Below are 17,277 nucleotides of genomic sequence, written 5' to 3'. Positions count from 1 at the left end.
CGCCCAGAACCTGGTGCCGCTGGTGCGCGACGCGACGGGCAGCAATCTGGCGCCCATGCTCGCCCTGGCCGCCGTCCTGCTGGTGACCAGCGTGCTGGTCTTCTACGCCATGGCCCGGTTGGACAGGACCCGGACCAACGCCGGCGCGTCATAGACATAGGTCCGGCCACTGACGAAGTGGATCCGCATGGCGCTTTGCCGCCGCATCGCCCTGGGCGGCGGCGACGCCGACCCTCGCGGGTTCGCGCCGGTGCTTGCGCGAGACTATGCATAGGCATACATATAGCGTGCTATATGTATGAGGCGCGCCATGATCCCCGACACCCTCGCCGACCTGGGCGTGACCTTCCTGGGCAGCCGGATGAAGCGGCTGGCCGATCGGCTGCAGGCCGACGCAGCCGCCACCCTCCAGGCCATGGACCTGCCCATCCAGCCGGCCCAGCAGCCGTTCCTGGCCGTGCTGCGCCGGCAGGGCCCGCAGACCGTGGGCGGCGTCGCCCAGCATCTGCGGCTCAGCCAGCCCACCGCCACCCGCGCCATCCAAGCCCTGATCGAGCAGGGCCTGATCGATGTCAGCCGTGAGGGGCGCGACCAGCGCCAGAAGCTGCTGTCGCTGAGCGCCGACGGCGAGGCGCTGATGGACCGGCTGGAGCGCGACCTGTGGCCCAAGGTCGAGGCCGCCGCCGTGTCGCTGTGCGGCGGCCGCCACGCCGCTCTTCTGAAGGAGATCGCGATGATCGAAGCCGAGCTGGACCGCCGCTCGCTCGTGGACCGGGTGATGACTCCCGACATGGCGATCCGCGACTTCTCCGACGACCTGGCCCAGGCGTTCCACGACATCAACGCCGCGTGGATCTCGCAGATGTTCACCCTCGAGGAGAACGACGTCACGCTGCTGGAGAACCCGCGCGCGCTGATCCTCGACAAGGGCGGCGCGGTGCTGTTCGCCCAGACGCCGGACCTGGGCGTGGTGGGAACCTGCGCCATCATGAAGATGAAGGACGGCTGGTTCGAGCTGACCAAGATGGGCGTCCTGGAGGCCGCGCGCGGTCGCAAGGTCGGCGAGTTCCTGCTGGCCGCGGCGCTGCAGCGGGCCAAGGCCATGGGCGTGGCCGACCGGCTCTACCTGCTGACCAACAGGAAATGCGGGCCGGCGATCCACCTGTACGAGAAGCTGGGTTTCCAGCACGACGCCGAGGTCATGGCGCTGTTCGGCAGTCGGTATGAGCGCTGCGACGTGGCGATGCGGTATCGGGCCTAAACCGAAACCCCCGCCGCCACGGCCTTGAGCACCTCCCGCGCCGCGTTCGGGTCCAGCCGCACCTGCAGCCCCCGCTGGCCGCCGTTGATGTAGACGTAGGTGTGGGTCAGGGCGTCGGCCTCGATCACCACGGGCAGAGGCTTGCGCTGGCCGAACGGACTGATGCCGCCGACCTTGTAGCCGCTGATCCGCTCGGCGTCGGCGGGCTTCATCATCTGGGCCGACTTGCCGCCGGCGGCCGCCGCCAGCTTCTTCATGGCCACCTCGCGATCGGAGGGCGCGATGACCAGCACCGGCTTGCCGTCGACCAGGGCCATCAGGGTCTTGAGCACCCGACCAGGGTCCTCGCCCAGCGCCGCGGCGGCGGCCAGGCCGATGCTGTCGGCGTCCGGATCGTAGTCGTAGGCGTGGACCGTGAAATCGACCCCGGCCTTGGTCAGGGCGAGGGTGGCGGGCGTGGTGCGGGACATGGCGCCACTATGCCAAGCCCGCCTGTGGCCGGCCAGAGTCGAAGGACAGTTCGCCGGCGAAGGTCGGGCGAAAACCTCGTCCTTCGACAAGCTCAGGATGAGGTTTTCGACTGTCGCGGCCTATGAATTGGTCCTCATTCTGAGCTTGTCGAAGGACGAGGGCCACGCACCGCGCACGACCAACCTATTTCGGGCAGATCGCGTCGCCCTCGTTGGAGGCCAGACGCACCTCGGTCAGCGACAGTGAGAACGGTCCGTTGGTGCTGACCGCGAACGGGGCGGTGACGTGGTCCATCTTCGCTCCGGCCGCCTGGAAGCAGGACAGCCTGATCTTCACACTGCGCCACTCGCCTGGCTTGTCGGCCCTCAGCAGGCTGGAGACGTCCACCGTCCCGCCGCACGAGGCGTCGTCGCTGCAGCCGACGCCCATCGACACCGGCCCGGTCGGCGCGGCGTCGATCCGGTAGCGGATCAGCACCGCCATGTCGCCGGTGGTCTGGCGCGACAGGTCGACCGCGGGGCCGTGGACGGCCAGCGTCCCCTGACCCGTCCAGGTGGCCTGGCGGCCGTTTTCTTGGGCTCCGGCGTCGATCGTCTTGATCGCGCCCGCTCCCAGGAAGTCCATCCGCCAGGGCGCGGGCAGGCGACCGTCCACGAAGTAGCGGTCGACGCTGCCGGCGGCGGCGGCGTTGCCCGGGTCTTCTGGCAAGGCGGCGACTGCGGCGGGCTTGGCGTAGGACAGGCCGTAGCCATAGGCGAATTGCGGGTCGTAGCCGGGCTGGCCGCGATTCAACGGGCCCTGGTCGGCGCGCTTGGGCCAGGAGAAGCCCAGCTTGCCCTGGAAGTCGCGCTTGGACTTGCCGTCCTTGCCGGCCACGAGCACATCAGCGACCCCGCCTCCTTCGCTGCCCGGCAGCCAGGCGGCGACGAAGGCGTCCGAGGCGTTGATCTCGGGGTTCACCCAAAGGGGGCGGCCCGACAGGAACACCGACACCACCGGGACGCCCTGCGCCTTCAGCGTCTTGAGCAGCGCCAGGTCGGTCTTGTCGCCCAGCTGGTAGCCGAGGTTGGCGACATCGCCCTGGAACTCGGCATAGGGATTTTCGCCGAACACGACGATGGCGACGTCGGGCTTGGTCTTGAACCGGCCGTCGGTCGCCAGCTCGGCCTGGCCGCCGGCCGCCTTCACCGCCTGCTCGATCCCGCCCCAGATCGACTGGCCGCGCGGGAAGTCGCTGTTCTTGTTGCCGGTGCCCTGCCAGGTCAGCGTCCAGCCGCCCGAGGCCTTGCCGATGTCGTCCGCGGCGCCGGCCACCAGCACCTTGGCGCCCGGCTTGACCGGCAGCACGCCGTTGTTCTTCAGCAGCACCAGCGACTTGGCCACCGCCTCGCGGGCGAGCATGCGATGCTCGACCGCGCCGAGCCGATCGAGCTGGCCCTGCAGGGTGGGCGCGCCGCGCTCGAACAGTCCCGTCTTGACCTTGACCCGCAGGATCCGCCGCACGGCGTCGTCCAGCCGCGCCATCGGGATCTCGCCCGATTTCACCTGGGCCACGGTGTTGTCGAACAGGCCCTTCCAGCTGTCGGGCGCCATGTACATGTCGAGCCCGGCGTTCATCGCTTGCGGACAGCTGGCGGTGGTGCAGCCGGGCAATTGTCCGTGGGCGTTCCAATCGCTGACCACGAAGCCCTGGAAACCCATCCGCCCCTTCAGCACGTCGGTCAGCAGGGTCTTGTTGCCGGTGATCTTCTGGCCGTTCCAGCTGGAGAACGAGGCCATCACCGTCAGGATGCCGGCGTCGATGCTGGGCGGGTAGCCCTGGGCGTGGATCGCGACCAGTTCGGCCTCGGAGATCTTGGCGTCGCCTTGGTCTTGGCCGCCGTCGGTGCCGCCGTCGGCCAGGAAGTGCTTGGCCGAGCCGGCGATGTGGCCCGCCCCCAAGGTCTGGCCGGGCTTGAGCTCGCCTTGCAGGCCCAGGGTCATGGGGCCGGAATAGGATTTCACGACTTCGGGGTCTTCGGCATAGCCCTCGTAGCTGCGGCCCCAGCGGTCGTCGCGGGGCACGGCCACGGTGGGGCCGAAGGTCCAGTCGCCGCCGACAGCGGCCACCTCTTGCGCCGTCGCCTGACCGATGCGGCGGATCAGGGCCGGGTCACGCGCGGCGCCCAGGCCGATATTGTGCGGAAAGATCGTCGCCCCGACGATGTTGTTGTGGCCGTGCACGGCGTCGATGCCGAACAGGATCGGGATCGGGGTGTGGCCCGGCCGCGCGGCCAGGGCTTCCTTACGATAGGCGTCGACCAGGTCGATCCAGGCCTTGGGCGGGGCGCGGTCATCGCCGCCGGGCGCGGAGTTGCCGCCGGCCAGGATCGAGCCCAGCGGGTACTTTTCAAGATCGGCCGGGGTCATCGAGGCGATGTCGCCCTGGATGGTCTGACCGACCTTCTCCTCCACGCTCATCTTGGCCATCAGCTGGGTGATGAAGGCCTCGGTCTTGGCGTCGGTGATCGCCGCCGGGCTGGCCGCCGCGGGCCACTGGGCCGGATGGGCGATCGAGGTCAGGCCTGGACTGGATTGGGCGAGAGCAGGCGCGCCGGCCAAGCCGGTCGAGGCGACAAGCGCCGAGATCAGAAGGCGGCGGGGGCGAACGGTCATTCAACACCTTCAAGAAGCGGCCCGGGCGACAAGAGCGCGGGCGGACATTGCGCGGCAAAAAACCGGCGCGACGGGGAGAACGTCGTCGCGCCGGAGTTTGGAGAGCCCCCGATGAAGGGGATCCAGTCGCACCGACGCCAGAGGGTCGACGAAGGTGCGTCATCCCCGCCGATGGAGCGGCGCTGGAGCGGGATGGATCTGAATGGCGTGGACGCCGCTCGCCCCTATCGGGCGCGCGAGCGTGGTATGGGCGTTCCCTTCCCTGACATGGGGGCCGACGCCCCTCTTTGCGGTCCAGACTGCACCACGGATTGACAGCGCTGTCCAGATGTTTGATAGCGGTACCTTGCTGAACCTGCCTGAATGTCGAAGCCAAATCGACGCCCCGAGGCTTCAGGCCGCCATCACCTCGACGACGACCCGACGATCCCGATCCGCCACCAGCGGCGTTTGGGATTGCGGATGGACGCCCTGCCCATCGGCACGCCGATCGGGTTCACGTTGTGAAATCCGCACACGGATGATGCTTGGACGCCGACCGGCGAGCCGACCATCTGGATGGTCACAACGACACTGCGAACAGGGTCGTCACGTCTTCCGCCTCTGGCCGGCCTCCGTGAGCCGATCTTGTCTTCAGGGGCGCATCGGTCGGGTCACGGCAAGGCCGCCGCCTCAGCCGCAGTCCACAGGCGCGCGGCGCCGCGTACGCCGGAGGAATCCCCCCATTGGGCCGGGGCCAGCCGGGCGTTCCAGCCGTCTGAAAATACGTGCGGCTCGATGAAGGCCGGCAGGCGCTCATAGAGCTCGGCGACGTTCGACAAACCGCCGCCGAACACGAAGGCGTCAGGATCGACGATGTCGCAGATCACCGCCAGACCTCGGCCAAGGCGGTCCAGATAGCGGTCGAAACTGGCGGCCGCCCGCGCGTCGCCGGTCCGGGCGGCGGCGATGATCTCTTCGCCGCTCAGGGCCTGGCCCGTGCGTTCGGCGTGGTCGCGGCGAAAGCCGGTGCCGGAAATCCAGGTCTCCAGGCACCCGTGTCGACCGCACCAGCAGGCCGGACCGGGCGATTCCTCCGGCTTGGGCCAAGGCAGGGGCGTATGGCCCCACTCGCCGGCCAGGCCGTTGGCGCCTTCAACCAGCCTGCCCTCGATGGCCAGACCGCCGCCGCAGCCGGTGCCGATGATCACGGCGAACACGCCGGCCAGACCCGCCGCCGCGCCGTCAACGGCTTCGGACAGGGCCAGGCAATTGGCGTCGTTGGCCAGCCGCACCGGACGTCCCAGCCCCGCCTCCAGATCCTCGCGGAACCGGCGGCCGTTCAGCCAGGTGGAATTGGCGTTGCGCATCACGCCGGTGCGCGGCGACACCGAGCCGGGCGCGCCGACCCCGATCGAGCCGCGGCCGCCGGCCTGTCGTTCAGCCTCCTCGATCAGGTCACGGACCGTGGCGATGGCCGCGTCGTAGGACCCGGGATTGGGCGCTCGCACGCGGGCCAGGAACCGGCCGTCCGGCGACAGGGCGGCGGCCTCAATCTTCGTACCGCCAAAATCCACCCCGACCTGAATCAAGCCGCTTCCTCCGCTCCCTCGGAGCACGCGCGCCGCCGATGTCGCCCCAGGTCAGCAGCCTCCAATAAGGAAGGCAATTAAATTATCCGAGGCCGGCGGCCCCTAGACCGGCGGCGGATTGACCATCTTGAAGCCGCCCTCGCGCCAGTAGGGATAGTGCGGATAGGCCGGGGTCACGGCGCTGGCCGCGTCCAGGCGCGCCACCTGCTCGGGCGTCAGGCTCCAGCCGACGGCGCCGAGGTTCTGGCGCAGCTGCGCCTCGTTGCGGGCCCCGACGATCACGCTGGACACCGTCGGCCGGCGCAGCAGCCAGTTGATGGCGATCTGCGGCAGGGCCTTGCCGGTTTCGGCGGCGATGTCGTCCAGCACGTCGATCACCGCATAGAGCCGCTCATCGTCGATCGGCGGGCCGATGTCGGCGGTGTCATGCAGGCGACTGACCTTGGGCAAGGGCTGGCCGCGACGAATCTTGCCGGTCAGCCGGCCCCAGCCCAGCGGGCTCCAGACCATGGCCCCGACCCCCTGGTCGATCCCCAACGGCATCAGCTCGTGCTCGTAGTCGCGACCGACCAGCGAGTAGTAGACTTGATTGGCGACATAGCGCGGCCAGCCGTGCTGGTCGGCGAGGGCCAGCGATTTCATCAACTGCCAGCCGGAGAAGTTGGATACGCCGACATGCAGCACCTTGCCGGCCCGCACTAGGTCGTCGAGGGCCTCCAGCACCTCCTCGATCGGAGTGAAGGCGTCGAAGGCGTGCAACTGCAGCAGGTCGATGCGATCGGTGCGCAGGCGCTTGAGCGCCGCCTCGACACCGCTCACCAGCCGAAGGCGAGAGGTCCCACGATCCAGCGGGCCGCCGCCGGTCGGCAGGCCGATCTTGGTCGAGATCAGCGCCTGGTCGCGCAGGCCTTCCAGCGCCGCGCCGAGGATCTCTTCGGAGGCGCCGTTCGAATAGACGTCGGCGGTGTCGAACAGGTTCACCCCGGCTTCGAGGCAGATCTCGATCAGGCGGCGGGCCTGGGCGGCGTCGGTGTCGCCCCAGGCGCTGAACAGCGGCCCCTGGCCGCCGAAGGTGCCCGCGCCGAAGCTGAGGGCCGGAACCTTCAGGTCCGACGATCCGAGTTGGCGGTATTCCATGATCCGGCGTCCTTTGGTCAGAGGGCGGCGACGCGGAGGGTGCGGCGCTCAAGAGAGAGGCTGAAGGCGGCCAGGGCAAGGGCCGACAGGGGCACGGCGGCGGCTATCAAGGGCACCGAGGCCAGGCCGGGACCGTGGGCGATCACCGCCCCGCCGAGCCAGGCGCCGAACGCGTTGCCCAGGTTGAAGGCCGCGATGTTCAGGCTGGAGGCCAGGCCCTGGCCCGCGCCGCCGGCCTGCGACAGCACTCGCATCTGCAGGGGGGCGACGGTGGCGAAGGCGGCCGCGCCCAGGCCGAAGGCGGCGATCACCGCCCCGATCCGGTCATGGAAGCCGAAGGCCGAGGCGACCATCACCAGGGTCAGGATCGCCAGGGTTCCCAGCAGGGCCGGCGCCAGGGCCTTGTCGGCCCAGCGTCCGCCGACCAGGTTGCCGCCGACTAGGCCCGCGCCGAACACCAGCAGGATCGGCGACACCGCTTCCTTCGAGAAGCCGGCCAGCTGCGTCAGGATCGGCTGGATGTAGGTGAAGACCGCGAACACCCCGCCAAAGCCCAGGACCGTCATCACCAGACCCATCTGCACCTGCGGGCGGGTCAGGACGGCGAACTCCTCGCGCAGCGGGGCCGGCTCGGCGGTCTCCTTCTCGCGGGGAACCAAGGCGGCCAGCACGGCGAAGGCGACCAGGCCGATCGCGCCCACGGCCCAGAAGGTGGCGCGCCAGCCGAAGGCCAGGCCCAACCACGAGCCGAACGGCACGCCCAGCAGGGTGGCCAGGGTCAGGCCGGTGAACATGACGGCGATGGCCGAGGCCTTGCGCTGGGGCGCCACCAGGCTGACGGCGACCAGCGAGCCGACGCCGAAGAAGGTCCCGTGCGCCAAGGCGGTGACGATCCGCGCGGCCATCAGCAGGCCATAGGTCGGGGCCAGGGCGGCCGCGACGTTGCCGATCGTGAAGATGGCCATCAGCACCAGCAGCGTGGTCTTGCGTGGCAGACGGCGGGTGGCGATCGTCAGGATCGGCGCGCCGACGAACACGCCCAGGGCATAGCCGGTCATCAGCAGGCCGGCCTGCGGGATCGAGACCCCCAGATCGGCCGAGACCTGCATCAGCAGGCCCATGATCACGAATTCGGTGACGCCGATCCCGAAGGCGCCGACGGTCAGGGCGTAGAGGGCAAGAGGCACGGGCGGGCTCCGGAACGATTTCGAGCCGCTGAGGTAGTCCCTCCCCATCCTATGAACTAGACTGTCGGAAAGACAGAGATCTGTGAGTTCAAGTCAAAGATGGCCAGGCTGGAGATCAACCGCTCGGGCGAGATGGAGGTGTTCGCCCGGGCCGTGGAGCTGGGCGGCTTCTCGCCGGCGGCCCGCGCCCTGAAGATGACGCCCTCGGCGGTCAGCAAGCTGATCAGCCGGATGGAGTCCCGGCTGGGCGCGCGGCTGATCAACCGCTCGACCCGCAAGCTGACCCTGACGGCCGAGGGCGAGCAGTTCCACGAGCGGACGCTGCGGGTGCTGGCCGACCTGGACGAGGCCGAGAGCGCCGTGGCCGCCAGCACCAGCCCGCGCGGCCGGGTGCGGATCAATTCCAACGTGCCGTTCGGCCTGCACCACTTGCTGCCGCTGGTGCCGAAGTTCTCGGCGCTCTATCCGAAGGTGATCCTCGACATCGTGCTCAGCGACACGGTCGTGGACCTGATGGACGCCCGCACCGACGTCGCGATCCGCGTGGGTCCGTTGCGGGCCTCGCAGCTCATGGCCCGCAAGCTGGGCGAAAGCCCGATGGCCGTGGTGGCCTCGCCCGCCTACCTGGCCCGACACGGGACCCCGAAGACCCCGCGCGACCTGGCGGCCCACAACGGCGTCGGCTTCAACTTCGCCCGCCATTGCGACAAATGGTCCTTCATCGACGGCGACCAGCGGCTGTCCCTGCCGATCCATGGCGACGCCACCGCCGGCGACGGCGAGACCGCGCGTCAGCTGGCCCTGGTCGGCCAGGGGCTGGCCCGGCTGGCCCACTTCCACATCGGCGGCGACATCGCCGCCGGCCGGCTGGTTCCCGTGCTGGAGACCTACAATCCCGGCGACGTCGAGGAGATCCACGCGGTCTATGTCGGCCACGGCGGCCAGCTGCCCAGCCGGGTGCGGGCGTTGATCGACTTCCTGGTCGCGGAAGTCGATCTGCACGCGCCGACTAGGGCCTCGGTTTAGGGACGGTCGCCGGATCGACCTAGACCGCGTCGGTCGGGCCCTGGCCGAGGCGTGATGGCCGCCGAGCCGACCTCCCGCTCGCCATCGACCTCGGATCCTGGAGCGTGGCGCCCCGAAAGCTTTCTGGCGCCACGCTCCTTTTTTTGAACCGCTAGGCCAAGGCCTTCTTGTACAGAGCCAGCAGCTCGGCCCAGGCCTTCTCGGCGGCGGGCTCGTTGTAGACCTGGCTGCCCTTGACGGTCCAACCGTGGGCCGCGCCTTCGTAGACCTCGATCTTGGCCGGACGCTTGGCCTCCGCGAAAGCCGCCTTCAGCTTGTCCTTCACGGTCGGGTCCTGCTTGTCGTCGTTGTCGGCGACGCAGATCAGATAGTCGGCGTGGGTCTTGGCGATCAGCAGGTGCGGGCTGGTCGGCTGGTCGGTGAACAGACCGCCCCCATGGAAGCTGGCCACGGCCGCGATCCGGTCAGGCGCGGCCGCGGCGGTGCGGAACGACAGAGGCCCGCCCATGCAATAGCCCTGGACGCCGACCTTCCTGGCCTTGTTGGTCTGGGCCTGGGCGTCGAGGAAGGCGACATAGGCCGCCGCGTCGCGGTCCGTGCCCTCCGGTGTCACCGTCGCCCGCATCGGGGTCAGCTTTTCGCGGTCGTCGGGCTTGGAGAAGTCGAAGGTCCCGTCGATCACCGGCGCCTTCTTGACCCGATAATAGAGGTTGGGGACCAGCACCACATAGCCGGCCGCGGCCAGCCGCCTGCCCATGTCGCGGAACGCCGGGCGCAGGCTCAGCACGTCGGGCCAGATCAGCACCGCCGGCCATTTCGCCTTGCCTTCGGGGTAGTAGAGGGCGGCGTCGGCCACGCCGTCGGCCGTCCTGATCTCGACGTCCTTCTCGACCACCGGGCTCTGCGCCCCGGCGGCGGTCGCGGCGACCCCGCCCAGCGCGGCGGCGGCCAGGCCAAAGGTGCGGCGCGAAAGGCGAAGATCGTGAACCAGACCCGGGTGGATATCGTCATCACACATGCGAGCATTCTCCGTCGAGGCGGGAGGGAGCCATAGGTGCGAGCCCTCGTGGTGAACCCATTACCGCATGACTGAACGCCTGGAATGTTTCAATGGCGCAACATGGTCGCCGCCCAGCGGTCCTGGCGAGGGGCCGGGTGAAACCGAACCCCGCCTGCAGGGCGTCCGTGTCTTCAGACTCGCTTAATCGTACTGTCCCAGAGCTTTCACGTTCAATACACGGGCCGATCTCATGTCAGGCGACCGCTCTTTTCCCGATTCAGCGGGTTCCCTGGCGACCGACTCCGAGACGGTCTCGCCGGTTGCGCGGGCAGGCCTCGCCGCGCCGGTCCTGGGCGACGCGGCCTCCGCCGAAGCCCTGGACGAGATAAAGACCGCCGTCGGCGACGTACAAGACCTCGATGTGGCCCAGTTGCTCAATCACGCGATCGCGGCGATCCACGCTCGCGACTACGCCCGCGGCGAACAGTTGGCGCTGGAGGCGCTGGCCCGCGACGGGCAGACCGGCGTGGCGTGGCACATCCTGGGCGTCTCACGGGAAAAGCTGGGCGATTTCGGCAGCTCGATGCGCTGCTACGAGGCGGCGCTGCAACTGCTGCCGAATCCGACGCCGGTCGCCTGCGATCTGGGCCGCCTCGCCTTCCACCTGGACATGCCGGAGCTCGCGGCCCAGTTCTTCCAGCACGCCCTGCAGAGCCGTCCCGGGGATCTGGAAACCCTGAACAATCTGGCCTGCGCGCTGCGCGACAGCAACCGGTTCGACGAGGCGATCGATCTGCTGCGTTCGGCCCTTCAGGACCATCCGCACGCCCAGACCCTCTGGAACACGCTCGGCACGGTGCTCGTCAGCCGGGGCGACAGCGCGACCTCGCTCACCTTCTTCGACGAGGCGCTGCGGCTGCAACCCACCTACGGCAAGGCCCACCACAATCGCGCCTATGCGCGTCTGGACCTCGGCGATGTCGCCGGCGCGCTGGAGGACTGCGAGGCGGCGCTGCGCCTTTGGGAAAACTCGGACGCCAACGACCAGGCCACCATGCGCTTCACGCGCGCGACGGTGTTGCTGGCCCTGGGCCGCCTGCGCGAAGGCTGGGAGGCCTATGAGGCGCGGCTGTCGCCGGACCTGATGTCGGTCGCGACCTTCCTGATCGATCGGCCGCGCTGGACGCCGGGCGAGAGCCTGGCCGGCAAGCGCCTGCTGGTTTGCGGCGAGCAGGGGCTGGGCGACGAGGTGTTGTTCGCCAATGTCCTGCGCGACGTCATCGCCGCGATCGGCGACGAGAGCCTGCTGAGCGTCGCGGTGGAATATCGGCTGGTCCCGCTGTTTCAGCGGAGCTTCCCCCGGGCCACCGTCGTGCCGCACCGCACGGTCAAGCATGACGGCCGGATGTTCTGGACGGCGCCGTCCGTGGAGGACTGGGCCGCGATCGATCTTTGGACGCCGCTCGGGTCTCTGATGAGCACCTTTCGGGCGACCGTGGAGTCGTTCCCCCAGGCGCGGTCATTCCTGGTCCCTGACCCTGAACGCGTGTCGCACTGGCGACAGAGTCTCGCCTCGATCCCTGGGCCCAAGGTCGGCCTGCTGTGGAAGAGCCTCAACCTCCGGGCGGATCGAGGACGCCAGTTCTCACCGTTCGAGCAATGGCGGCCGATCCTGGAGACGTCGGGGATCACCTTCGTCAACCTGCAGTACGGCGACTGCGAGGCCGAGATCGCTCAGGCCCGCCAGGACTTCGGCGTCGACATCTGGCGGCCCCCGGGGATCGACCTGAAATACGACCTCGACGACGTCGCGGCCCTCTGCTGCGCCATGGACCTGGTGATCGGCTTTTCCAACGCCACTTTCAACCTGGCCGGCGCGTGCGGGGCCCCGGTCTGGCTGCTCACGGGAACGGCCGCCTGGACCCGGCTCGGCGCCCAGAACTATCCCTGGTACCCCCAGGCGCGCTGCTTCTCCACGCCGGACTATGTCGATTGGAGCGGGGTGATGGCCGAGGTCGCCAAGGCCTTGGGAGCCGAGGTCTCACGGCAAGACGTCCCGCCGACGGTGTGACCCGGAGGCCGCGACGTTCTGCCGGCGAAGACGGTCCGCCAAACGGCGCAACCCCGGCGTTTTCAGCGATGTTTTGAAGATTGGCGCACCCGACACGATTCGAACGTGTGACCTTTGCCTTCGGAGGGCAACGCTCTATCCAGCTGAGCTACGGGTGCTTCCGCCTTGCGGAAGCGCGGTCTTAGCCGAAAGGCCGCGCTGGCGCAAACGGGTCTTTGCGGGGCTTTCGGGTCAGCCTTTCGCCAGATAGACGAAGCGGACCACGAACAACGCCGCCAGGATCAGCAGCAGCCAGTCGCCCTTGGTGATCTTGCCGGTCAACAGCCGCAGGGCCGCATAGCTGGTGATGCCGAACGCCAGGCCGTTGGCGATCGAGAAGGTCAGCGGGATGGTGATCAGGGTCAGGAAGGCCGGGATCGCCACGGTCGGGTCGGCCCAGTCGACATCGACCAGCGAGCCGATCATCAGGGCGCCCACCAGGATCAGGGCCGGGGCCGTGGCGGCGGCCGGGATGGCCTGGACCAGGGGCGCGAAGAACAGGGTGAGCAGGAACAGCATCCCGACCACCACCGCCGTCAGGCCGGTGCGGCCGCCGGCCGTCACGCCCGCCGCGCTCTCGATATAACTGGTGACCGTCGAGGTGCCCGCTGCGGCGCCGATCATGGTGGCGGCCGAGTCGGCCAGCAGGATGCGGTTCAGGCGCGGGATCGAGCCGTCGGGGGCCTGCAGGCCAGCCTTCTTGGTCACCGCCACCAGGGTGCCGACATTGTCGAACAGGTCGACGAACAGGAAGACGAAGATGATTTCGAGCATGGCCAGCGCCATGCCGCCCTGCAGGTGGAAAGCGCCGACGACGTCCATCTTGAACGCCGTGGCCGTCAGGTCGGCGAGGCTGGACGTGGCCGGCGCGATCTTGGCCAGACCCAGGGCCCAGCCGGCGGCGGTGGCCAGCAGGATGCCGATCAGGATCGCGCCCTTGACCCGCCAGGCCTGCAGCACGGCGATCAGGATCAGACCCATGATCGCCACGGCGGCGGTCGGGGTGGTCAGGTCGCCCAGGGCCACGGTGGTGGCCGGGTTGGCGACGATGATGCCGGCCTCCTTCAGGCCGATGAAGGCGATGAACAGGCCCACCCCGGCCGCGACGGCCGAGAACAGCGGCTTGGGAATGGCCGCCACGATCATCTGGCGCACGCCCACCAGGGTCAGCACCAGGAAGGCCACGCCCGACAGGAAGACGCAGCCCAGGGCCGTCTCCCACGGCACGCCCATGCCCTTGACCACGGTGTAGGTGAAATAGGCGTTGAGCCCCATGCCGGGCGCCAGGGCCAGCGGATAGTTGGCGATCAGCCCCATCAGGATCGAGCCGAAGCCGGCCGCCAAGCAGGTGGCGGCGGCCACGGCGGCCACCGGCATGCCGGCCTCGCCCAGGATCGCCGGATTGACCACGACGATATAGGCCATGGTCATGAAGGTGGTGACGCCGGCCAGCGCCTCGGTGCGGACATTGGTGCCGTTGGCCTTGAGGCCGAAGACGCGTTCGAGCATGGGCGCTACTGGCTCCGGCCGGCGGGGAGGGTGGTTCCGTAGCGGTCCCAGTGGGTGGTCAGCTCGCGGACCACGACGCCGCCGACCCGGAACGTGGAGTCGAAGCTCGCCTTCAGGCCCTCGCCGTGGAACACGTGCGGCAGGCTCTGCTCGCCTTGCGGCCCGCGCGAATAGTTGCTGCCGGTCCGCAGCACCAGGACCCGCCTGCGGTCGATCTTTCCGGACGCGGCGTGGGCGTCGAGCACGTCGAGGATCCCCTGGTCTTCGCAGTCGGTCATGGTGAAGGTTCCGGCCCCGTCGGTCCAGAGCTTGACCCAGTCCTGCGCCCATTGCGTGCGATGCGCCCCATGCCAGAAGCGCACCGTGCCCAGGGCGTCGCCCTGCAGCACGAACGGCGGCCGCTGGCCCTCCGGATCGCCCTTGTAGGGCGCGCGCAGGGCCTGCAGACCGGGCGAATCGGGCAGCTTGACGTCGCGGGTCAGGGCGTAGGCCCAGTCGACCAGCCCCTTGTCCAGCGTCCAGACCATGGCGCTGGAGCCCTCGGCCTTGCCCTTCACGTTCGGGCGCTCGGCGTCGTTGGAATACAGGCCATAGGGCCAGCCGGCCGGGATGTCGCGCTCGTCCAGCTCGTAGATCGGGTCGGCGTCGACCACGTAGCGGGCCCAGGCGGCGCTGCCCAGCGAGGCGACCTTGGGATCGACCCCGGCGATGCCGCTGACGATCCAATAGGCTTTCGTCAGATCGAACTGGTCCGACAGGATCAGGGCCGCGACGCTCTCGCGGGTCCGGCCGCGCATGTCGCTGACGATGGCCAGCACCCCGTCGTCGGAATAGCGGGCCACGTGGCGGACGCCGGGGATGGCGATCTGGTGCTTCAGCGGCCAGCCCTCGACCCAGGGCTGGAATTCGCCGGCCATGTCGCCGGTGTCGGCGCCGATCTCGAAGGTGGTGACGACGACGACCTTGATCGGGATGGGCTTGGCCAAGGCCACGCCGCCCAGGCCGCTCGCCAAGAGCAAGGCCATCAGAACCCGAATGAAAAACGCCCGCATGCCGCCCTCGCGCCCAAAACCGGCGGCGAACCTCCACCGATGCGGCCCAGGATGCAATCGGGGATCGCGGGAGAGGGCGGATGAAGTTTCCGGCGCCTTGCCGGCGAACACTTGCCCCCTACGGATCGCTTCGCGATCGTCTTCCCCCACAGAGGGAAGAGCGCTTGGCCGCTAGGTCCTCAACGGGTCCTTGGCGTTCGGGTCGCCATAGGTCAGCGAGACGAAGACGTCCTCCAGGTCCGGGTCCTCGGTGGCGATGTCCTTGATCTTCAGGCCCTCGGCGCGGACCGCGGCCAGCACCTGCTCCACGCTGGACTGGCCAGTGCGGTAGCTGACCGAGAACGCTCCGGCCCCGCGCAGCTTGGTCTCGAAGCCCGGCAGCAGCGGCGCGGCGGTCACCGGCTCTTCCGGCGTGACCACCACGTTGCGGATGTCCATGCGGCGCAGCAGGGTCGCCGTCGGTTCGTTGACCACCACCTCGCCGCGATTGACGATGGCGATCTGGTCGCACAGCTCCTGGGCTTCTTCCAGATAGTGGGTGGTCAGCACGATGGTCACGCCCAGCTGGTTCAGCCCCGTGACATAGCTCCACAGCTGGCGGCGCAGCTCGACATCGACCCCGGCGGTCGGCTCGTCCAGGATCAGCACCGGCGGCTGGTGGACCATGGCCTTGGCCACCATCAGCCGGCGCTTCATGCCGCCCGACAGCTGGCGCACATAGGCGTCGGCCTTGTCGCCCAGGCCCAGGGCGTTGAGCAGTTCGTCGGTGCGGCGCTCGTTCTTGGGAACGCCGTAGAAGCCGGCCTGCACCTCCAGCGATTCGCGCGGGGTGAAGAACACGTCGGCGGCCAGTTCCTGCGGCACCACGCCGATGGCGGCGCGAGCGTCGCGCGGCCGCTCGTCGATGTCGCGACCCCAGATCCGCACCGTGCCGCTGGACTTGCGGGTCAGGCCGGCCAGGATGTTGATGAAGGTCGACTTGCCCGCCCCGTTCGGGCCCAGCAGGCCGAAGATCGAGCCGCGCGGCACCTTCAGGTCGATGCCGTTGAGGGCCCGTTTCTCGGGCGCTGTCTTGCTGGCGGGATAGGTCTTGAACAGGCCTTCGGCTTCGATCGCGTACGCGGGCAGGTCCATGGAGCGTCCAGATGCGCCGCTTCGCAGCGGTATTGGGAAACGAAGGCGCGCACCGTGAATTGACGGCGGCGCGAGGTGTCCATAGGTATGCCTGCATCGCCGCCACGCCAAGGCCGCGTCTGGATTTCAAGGGTTTTCGAACATGGCGCGCAAGGCCAAGTCCACCGCTCCCACCGCCATGGAGCCCGCCGTCGTCGCGGTCGGCGCCGGTCCCGCGCCCGAAACCATCATGGTCCGTTCGCACCGCATCGCCTGCGAGGGCGTCGGCGGAGCTCTTGGCCACCCTAGGGTCTGGCTGGAAATGGGCGCGGCCGGCTTCGTCGACTGCCCCTATTGCGACCGCCGCTTCGTGGCCTCGACCGCCGTCGGCCACGACGAGGACGAGCGCCTGGCCCCGGGGGTCTATGAAGGTTCCGGCGGCCACTAGGTGACCGACACCGACCCCACGACCCAGCGCGCCGAAACCCTGGCCAAGGCCTGGGAAGCCGCCGAGTGGCCCCACGAGGCCCCGGTGCTGCGGGCCATCGCCATGCCGTCCGACACCAATCCCGAAGGCGACATCTTCGGCGGCTGGCTGCTGTCGCAGATGGACCTGGCGGCGGCCTCGGTCGCCTTCCACCGCGCGGCCGGACGCTGCGCCACCATCGCCATCGACGGCATGACCTTCATCAGCCCGGTGTTCGTCGGCGACGAGGTCAGCCTGTTCGCCAAGATCGTCCATGTGGGCCGCACCTCGCTGAAGGTCGAGGTCGAGGCCTGGCGCCGCCGCCGCGACGGCGAACAGGCCCACAAGGTGACCCAGGGCGTGTTCACCTTCGTGGCCATCGGCGAGGACCGGAAGCCGCGGCCGCTGCCTTAGGACGGCCAGACCGCCCTCCGCCCCCTCTGGGGGCGGACAGACGGCGAAGCCGTCAGGTGGGGGCAAGTGTTCGCGGGCAAGATCTGAGCAGACACGGCTCTACGACCTCGAGCTTTCGCGACGAGCTGGTGGGGAGGCGCGGAGCGGTCCGGGCCCAGCCCGGATGACCGTGGGTTTAGTGTGTGCGTTTCGGCTAGACCTGACCGCTCCGCCGAACCGTTTTGACCAAGGGACGATGACTGAGGGCCTGTTTCATCCCGGTCGACGTTTCCCCTCGGGCGGGCAGGATCAAAGTCGCCCGGAAG

Annotated in this window: 15 protein-coding genes, 1 tRNA gene and 1 pseudogene; 7 read left to right on the top strand and 10 right to left on the bottom strand. The window is 69.0% G+C overall.

All coding sequences use genetic code 11. The annotated features are described in order from the left end of the window. Both WAL33_RS13985 and WAL33_RS13980 read left to right on the top strand, forming a co-directional pair. A pseudogene (locus WAL33_RS13985) lies at positions 1-154 on the top strand (MFS transporter); the annotation flags it as partial. A gap of 156 nt (positions 155-310) precedes the next feature. Continuing rightward, complete coding sequence (locus WAL33_RS13980; RefSeq protein WP_422182127.1) at positions 311-1,261, top strand: bifunctional helix-turn-helix transcriptional regulator/GNAT family N-acetyltransferase; 951 nt, start codon at positions 311-313, stop codon at positions 1,259-1,261. Here the strand turns inward: WAL33_RS13980 and ybaK are convergent. Both ybaK and WAL33_RS13970 read right to left on the bottom strand, forming a co-directional pair. After that, positions 1,258-1,731: a Cys-tRNA(Pro) deacylase gene (ybaK, locus tag WAL33_RS13975; RefSeq protein ID WP_422182126.1), complete on the bottom strand. Its 474-nt coding sequence runs from the start codon at positions 1,729-1,731 to the stop codon at positions 1,258-1,260. The two genes, WAL33_RS13980 and ybaK, sit on opposite strands and share 4 nt — an antisense overlap. A gap of 184 nt (positions 1,732-1,915) precedes the next feature. Beyond that, positions 1,916-4,387: a glycoside hydrolase family 3 protein gene (locus tag WAL33_RS13970; protein ID WP_422182125.1), complete on the bottom strand. Its 2,472-nt coding sequence runs from the start codon at positions 4,385-4,387 to the stop codon at positions 1,916-1,918. 363 nt (positions 4,388-4,750) lie between these two features. Here WAL33_RS13970 and WAL33_RS13965 point away from each other — a divergent pair, with 363 nt between their 5' ends. Then, the gene (locus WAL33_RS13965) at positions 4,751-4,894 is read left to right on the top strand and encodes a hypothetical protein (RefSeq protein ID WP_422182124.1); all 144 of its coding nucleotides are present in this window, start codon (positions 4,751-4,753) and stop codon (positions 4,892-4,894) included. 146 nt (positions 4,895-5,040) lie between these two features. Here the strand turns inward: WAL33_RS13965 and WAL33_RS13960 are convergent, their stop codons facing one another. The 3 genes from WAL33_RS13960 to WAL33_RS13950 all read right to left on the bottom strand — a co-directional run bounded on the left by WAL33_RS13960 (position 5,041) and on the right by WAL33_RS13950 (position 8,282). Then, a complete protein-coding gene (locus WAL33_RS13960; RefSeq protein ID WP_422182123.1) occupies positions 5,041-5,958 on the bottom strand; it encodes an ROK family protein in 918 nt (305 codons plus the stop codon). Positions 5,959-6,060: 102 nt separating this feature from the next. Further along, on the bottom strand, positions 6,061-7,095 hold the full coding sequence (locus WAL33_RS13955) for an aldo/keto reductase (protein ID WP_422182122.1): 1,035 nt from the start codon (positions 7,093-7,095) through the stop codon (positions 6,061-6,063). Positions 7,096-7,112: 17 nt separating this feature from the next. Beyond that, positions 7,113-8,282, bottom strand: a complete 1,170-nt coding sequence (locus WAL33_RS13950) for an MFS transporter (protein ID WP_422182121.1) — start codon at positions 8,280-8,282, stop codon at positions 7,113-7,115. 99 nt (positions 8,283-8,381) lie between these two features. On the opposite strand from WAL33_RS13950, the gene WAL33_RS13945 reads away from it, so the two are divergent. After that, on the top strand, positions 8,382-9,308 hold the full coding sequence (locus WAL33_RS13945) for a LysR family transcriptional regulator (RefSeq protein ID WP_422182120.1): 927 nt from the start codon (positions 8,382-8,384) through the stop codon (positions 9,306-9,308). Positions 9,309-9,459: 151 nt separating this feature from the next. Here the strand turns inward: WAL33_RS13945 and WAL33_RS13940 are convergent, their stop codons facing one another. Further along, positions 9,460-10,326, bottom strand: a complete 867-nt coding sequence (locus WAL33_RS13940) for a dienelactone hydrolase family protein (protein ID WP_422182119.1) — start codon at positions 10,324-10,326, stop codon at positions 9,460-9,462. Between the two features lie 232 nt (positions 10,327-10,558). On the opposite strand from WAL33_RS13940, the gene WAL33_RS13935 reads away from it, so the two are divergent. Beyond that, on the top strand, positions 10,559-12,379 hold the full coding sequence (locus WAL33_RS13935) for a tetratricopeptide repeat protein (RefSeq protein ID WP_422182118.1): 1,821 nt from the start codon (positions 10,559-10,561) through the stop codon (positions 12,377-12,379). 81 nt (positions 12,380-12,460) lie between these two features. Here the strand turns inward: WAL33_RS13935 and WAL33_RS13930 are convergent. The 4 genes from WAL33_RS13930 to WAL33_RS13915 all read right to left on the bottom strand — a co-directional run bounded on the left by WAL33_RS13930 (position 12,461) and on the right by WAL33_RS13915 (position 16,113). After that, positions 12,461-12,537: transfer RNA gene (locus WAL33_RS13930), tRNA-Arg, on the bottom strand. Positions 12,538-12,610: 73 nt separating this feature from the next. Continuing rightward, a complete protein-coding gene (locus WAL33_RS13925; RefSeq protein ID WP_422182117.1) occupies positions 12,611-13,927 on the bottom strand; it encodes an NCS2 family permease in 1,317 nt (438 codons plus the stop codon). A gap of 5 nt (positions 13,928-13,932) precedes the next feature. Next, on the bottom strand, positions 13,933-14,979 hold the full coding sequence (locus WAL33_RS13920; RefSeq protein ID WP_422182116.1) for a purine nucleoside permease: 1,047 nt from the start codon (positions 14,977-14,979) through the stop codon (positions 13,933-13,935). Positions 14,980-15,150: 171 nt separating this feature from the next. Beyond that, positions 15,151-16,113: an ABC transporter ATP-binding protein gene (locus WAL33_RS13915; protein WP_422182115.1), complete on the bottom strand. Its 963-nt coding sequence runs from the start codon at positions 16,111-16,113 to the stop codon at positions 15,151-15,153. A gap of 142 nt (positions 16,114-16,255) precedes the next feature. Here WAL33_RS13915 and WAL33_RS13910 point away from each other — a divergent pair, with 142 nt between their 5' ends. Both WAL33_RS13910 and WAL33_RS13905 read left to right on the top strand, forming a co-directional pair. After that, positions 16,256-16,540, top strand: coding sequence for a zinc-finger domain-containing protein (locus WAL33_RS13910; protein WP_422182114.1), 285 nt, complete (start codon positions 16,256-16,258; stop codon positions 16,538-16,540). Continuing rightward, positions 16,541-16,972: an acyl-CoA thioesterase gene (locus WAL33_RS13905; RefSeq protein ID WP_422182113.1), complete on the top strand. Its 432-nt coding sequence runs from the start codon at positions 16,541-16,543 to the stop codon at positions 16,970-16,972. Positions 16,973-17,277: the final 305 nt, after the last annotated feature.

The sequence above is a fragment of the Caulobacter sp. genome, assembly GCF_049283275.1.
Lineage (GTDB): Bacteria > Pseudomonadota > Alphaproteobacteria > Caulobacterales > Caulobacteraceae > Caulobacter.
The sequence above is the reverse complement of the archived record's forward strand: the minus strand, read 5'-3'. Positions and strand labels throughout refer to the sequence as shown.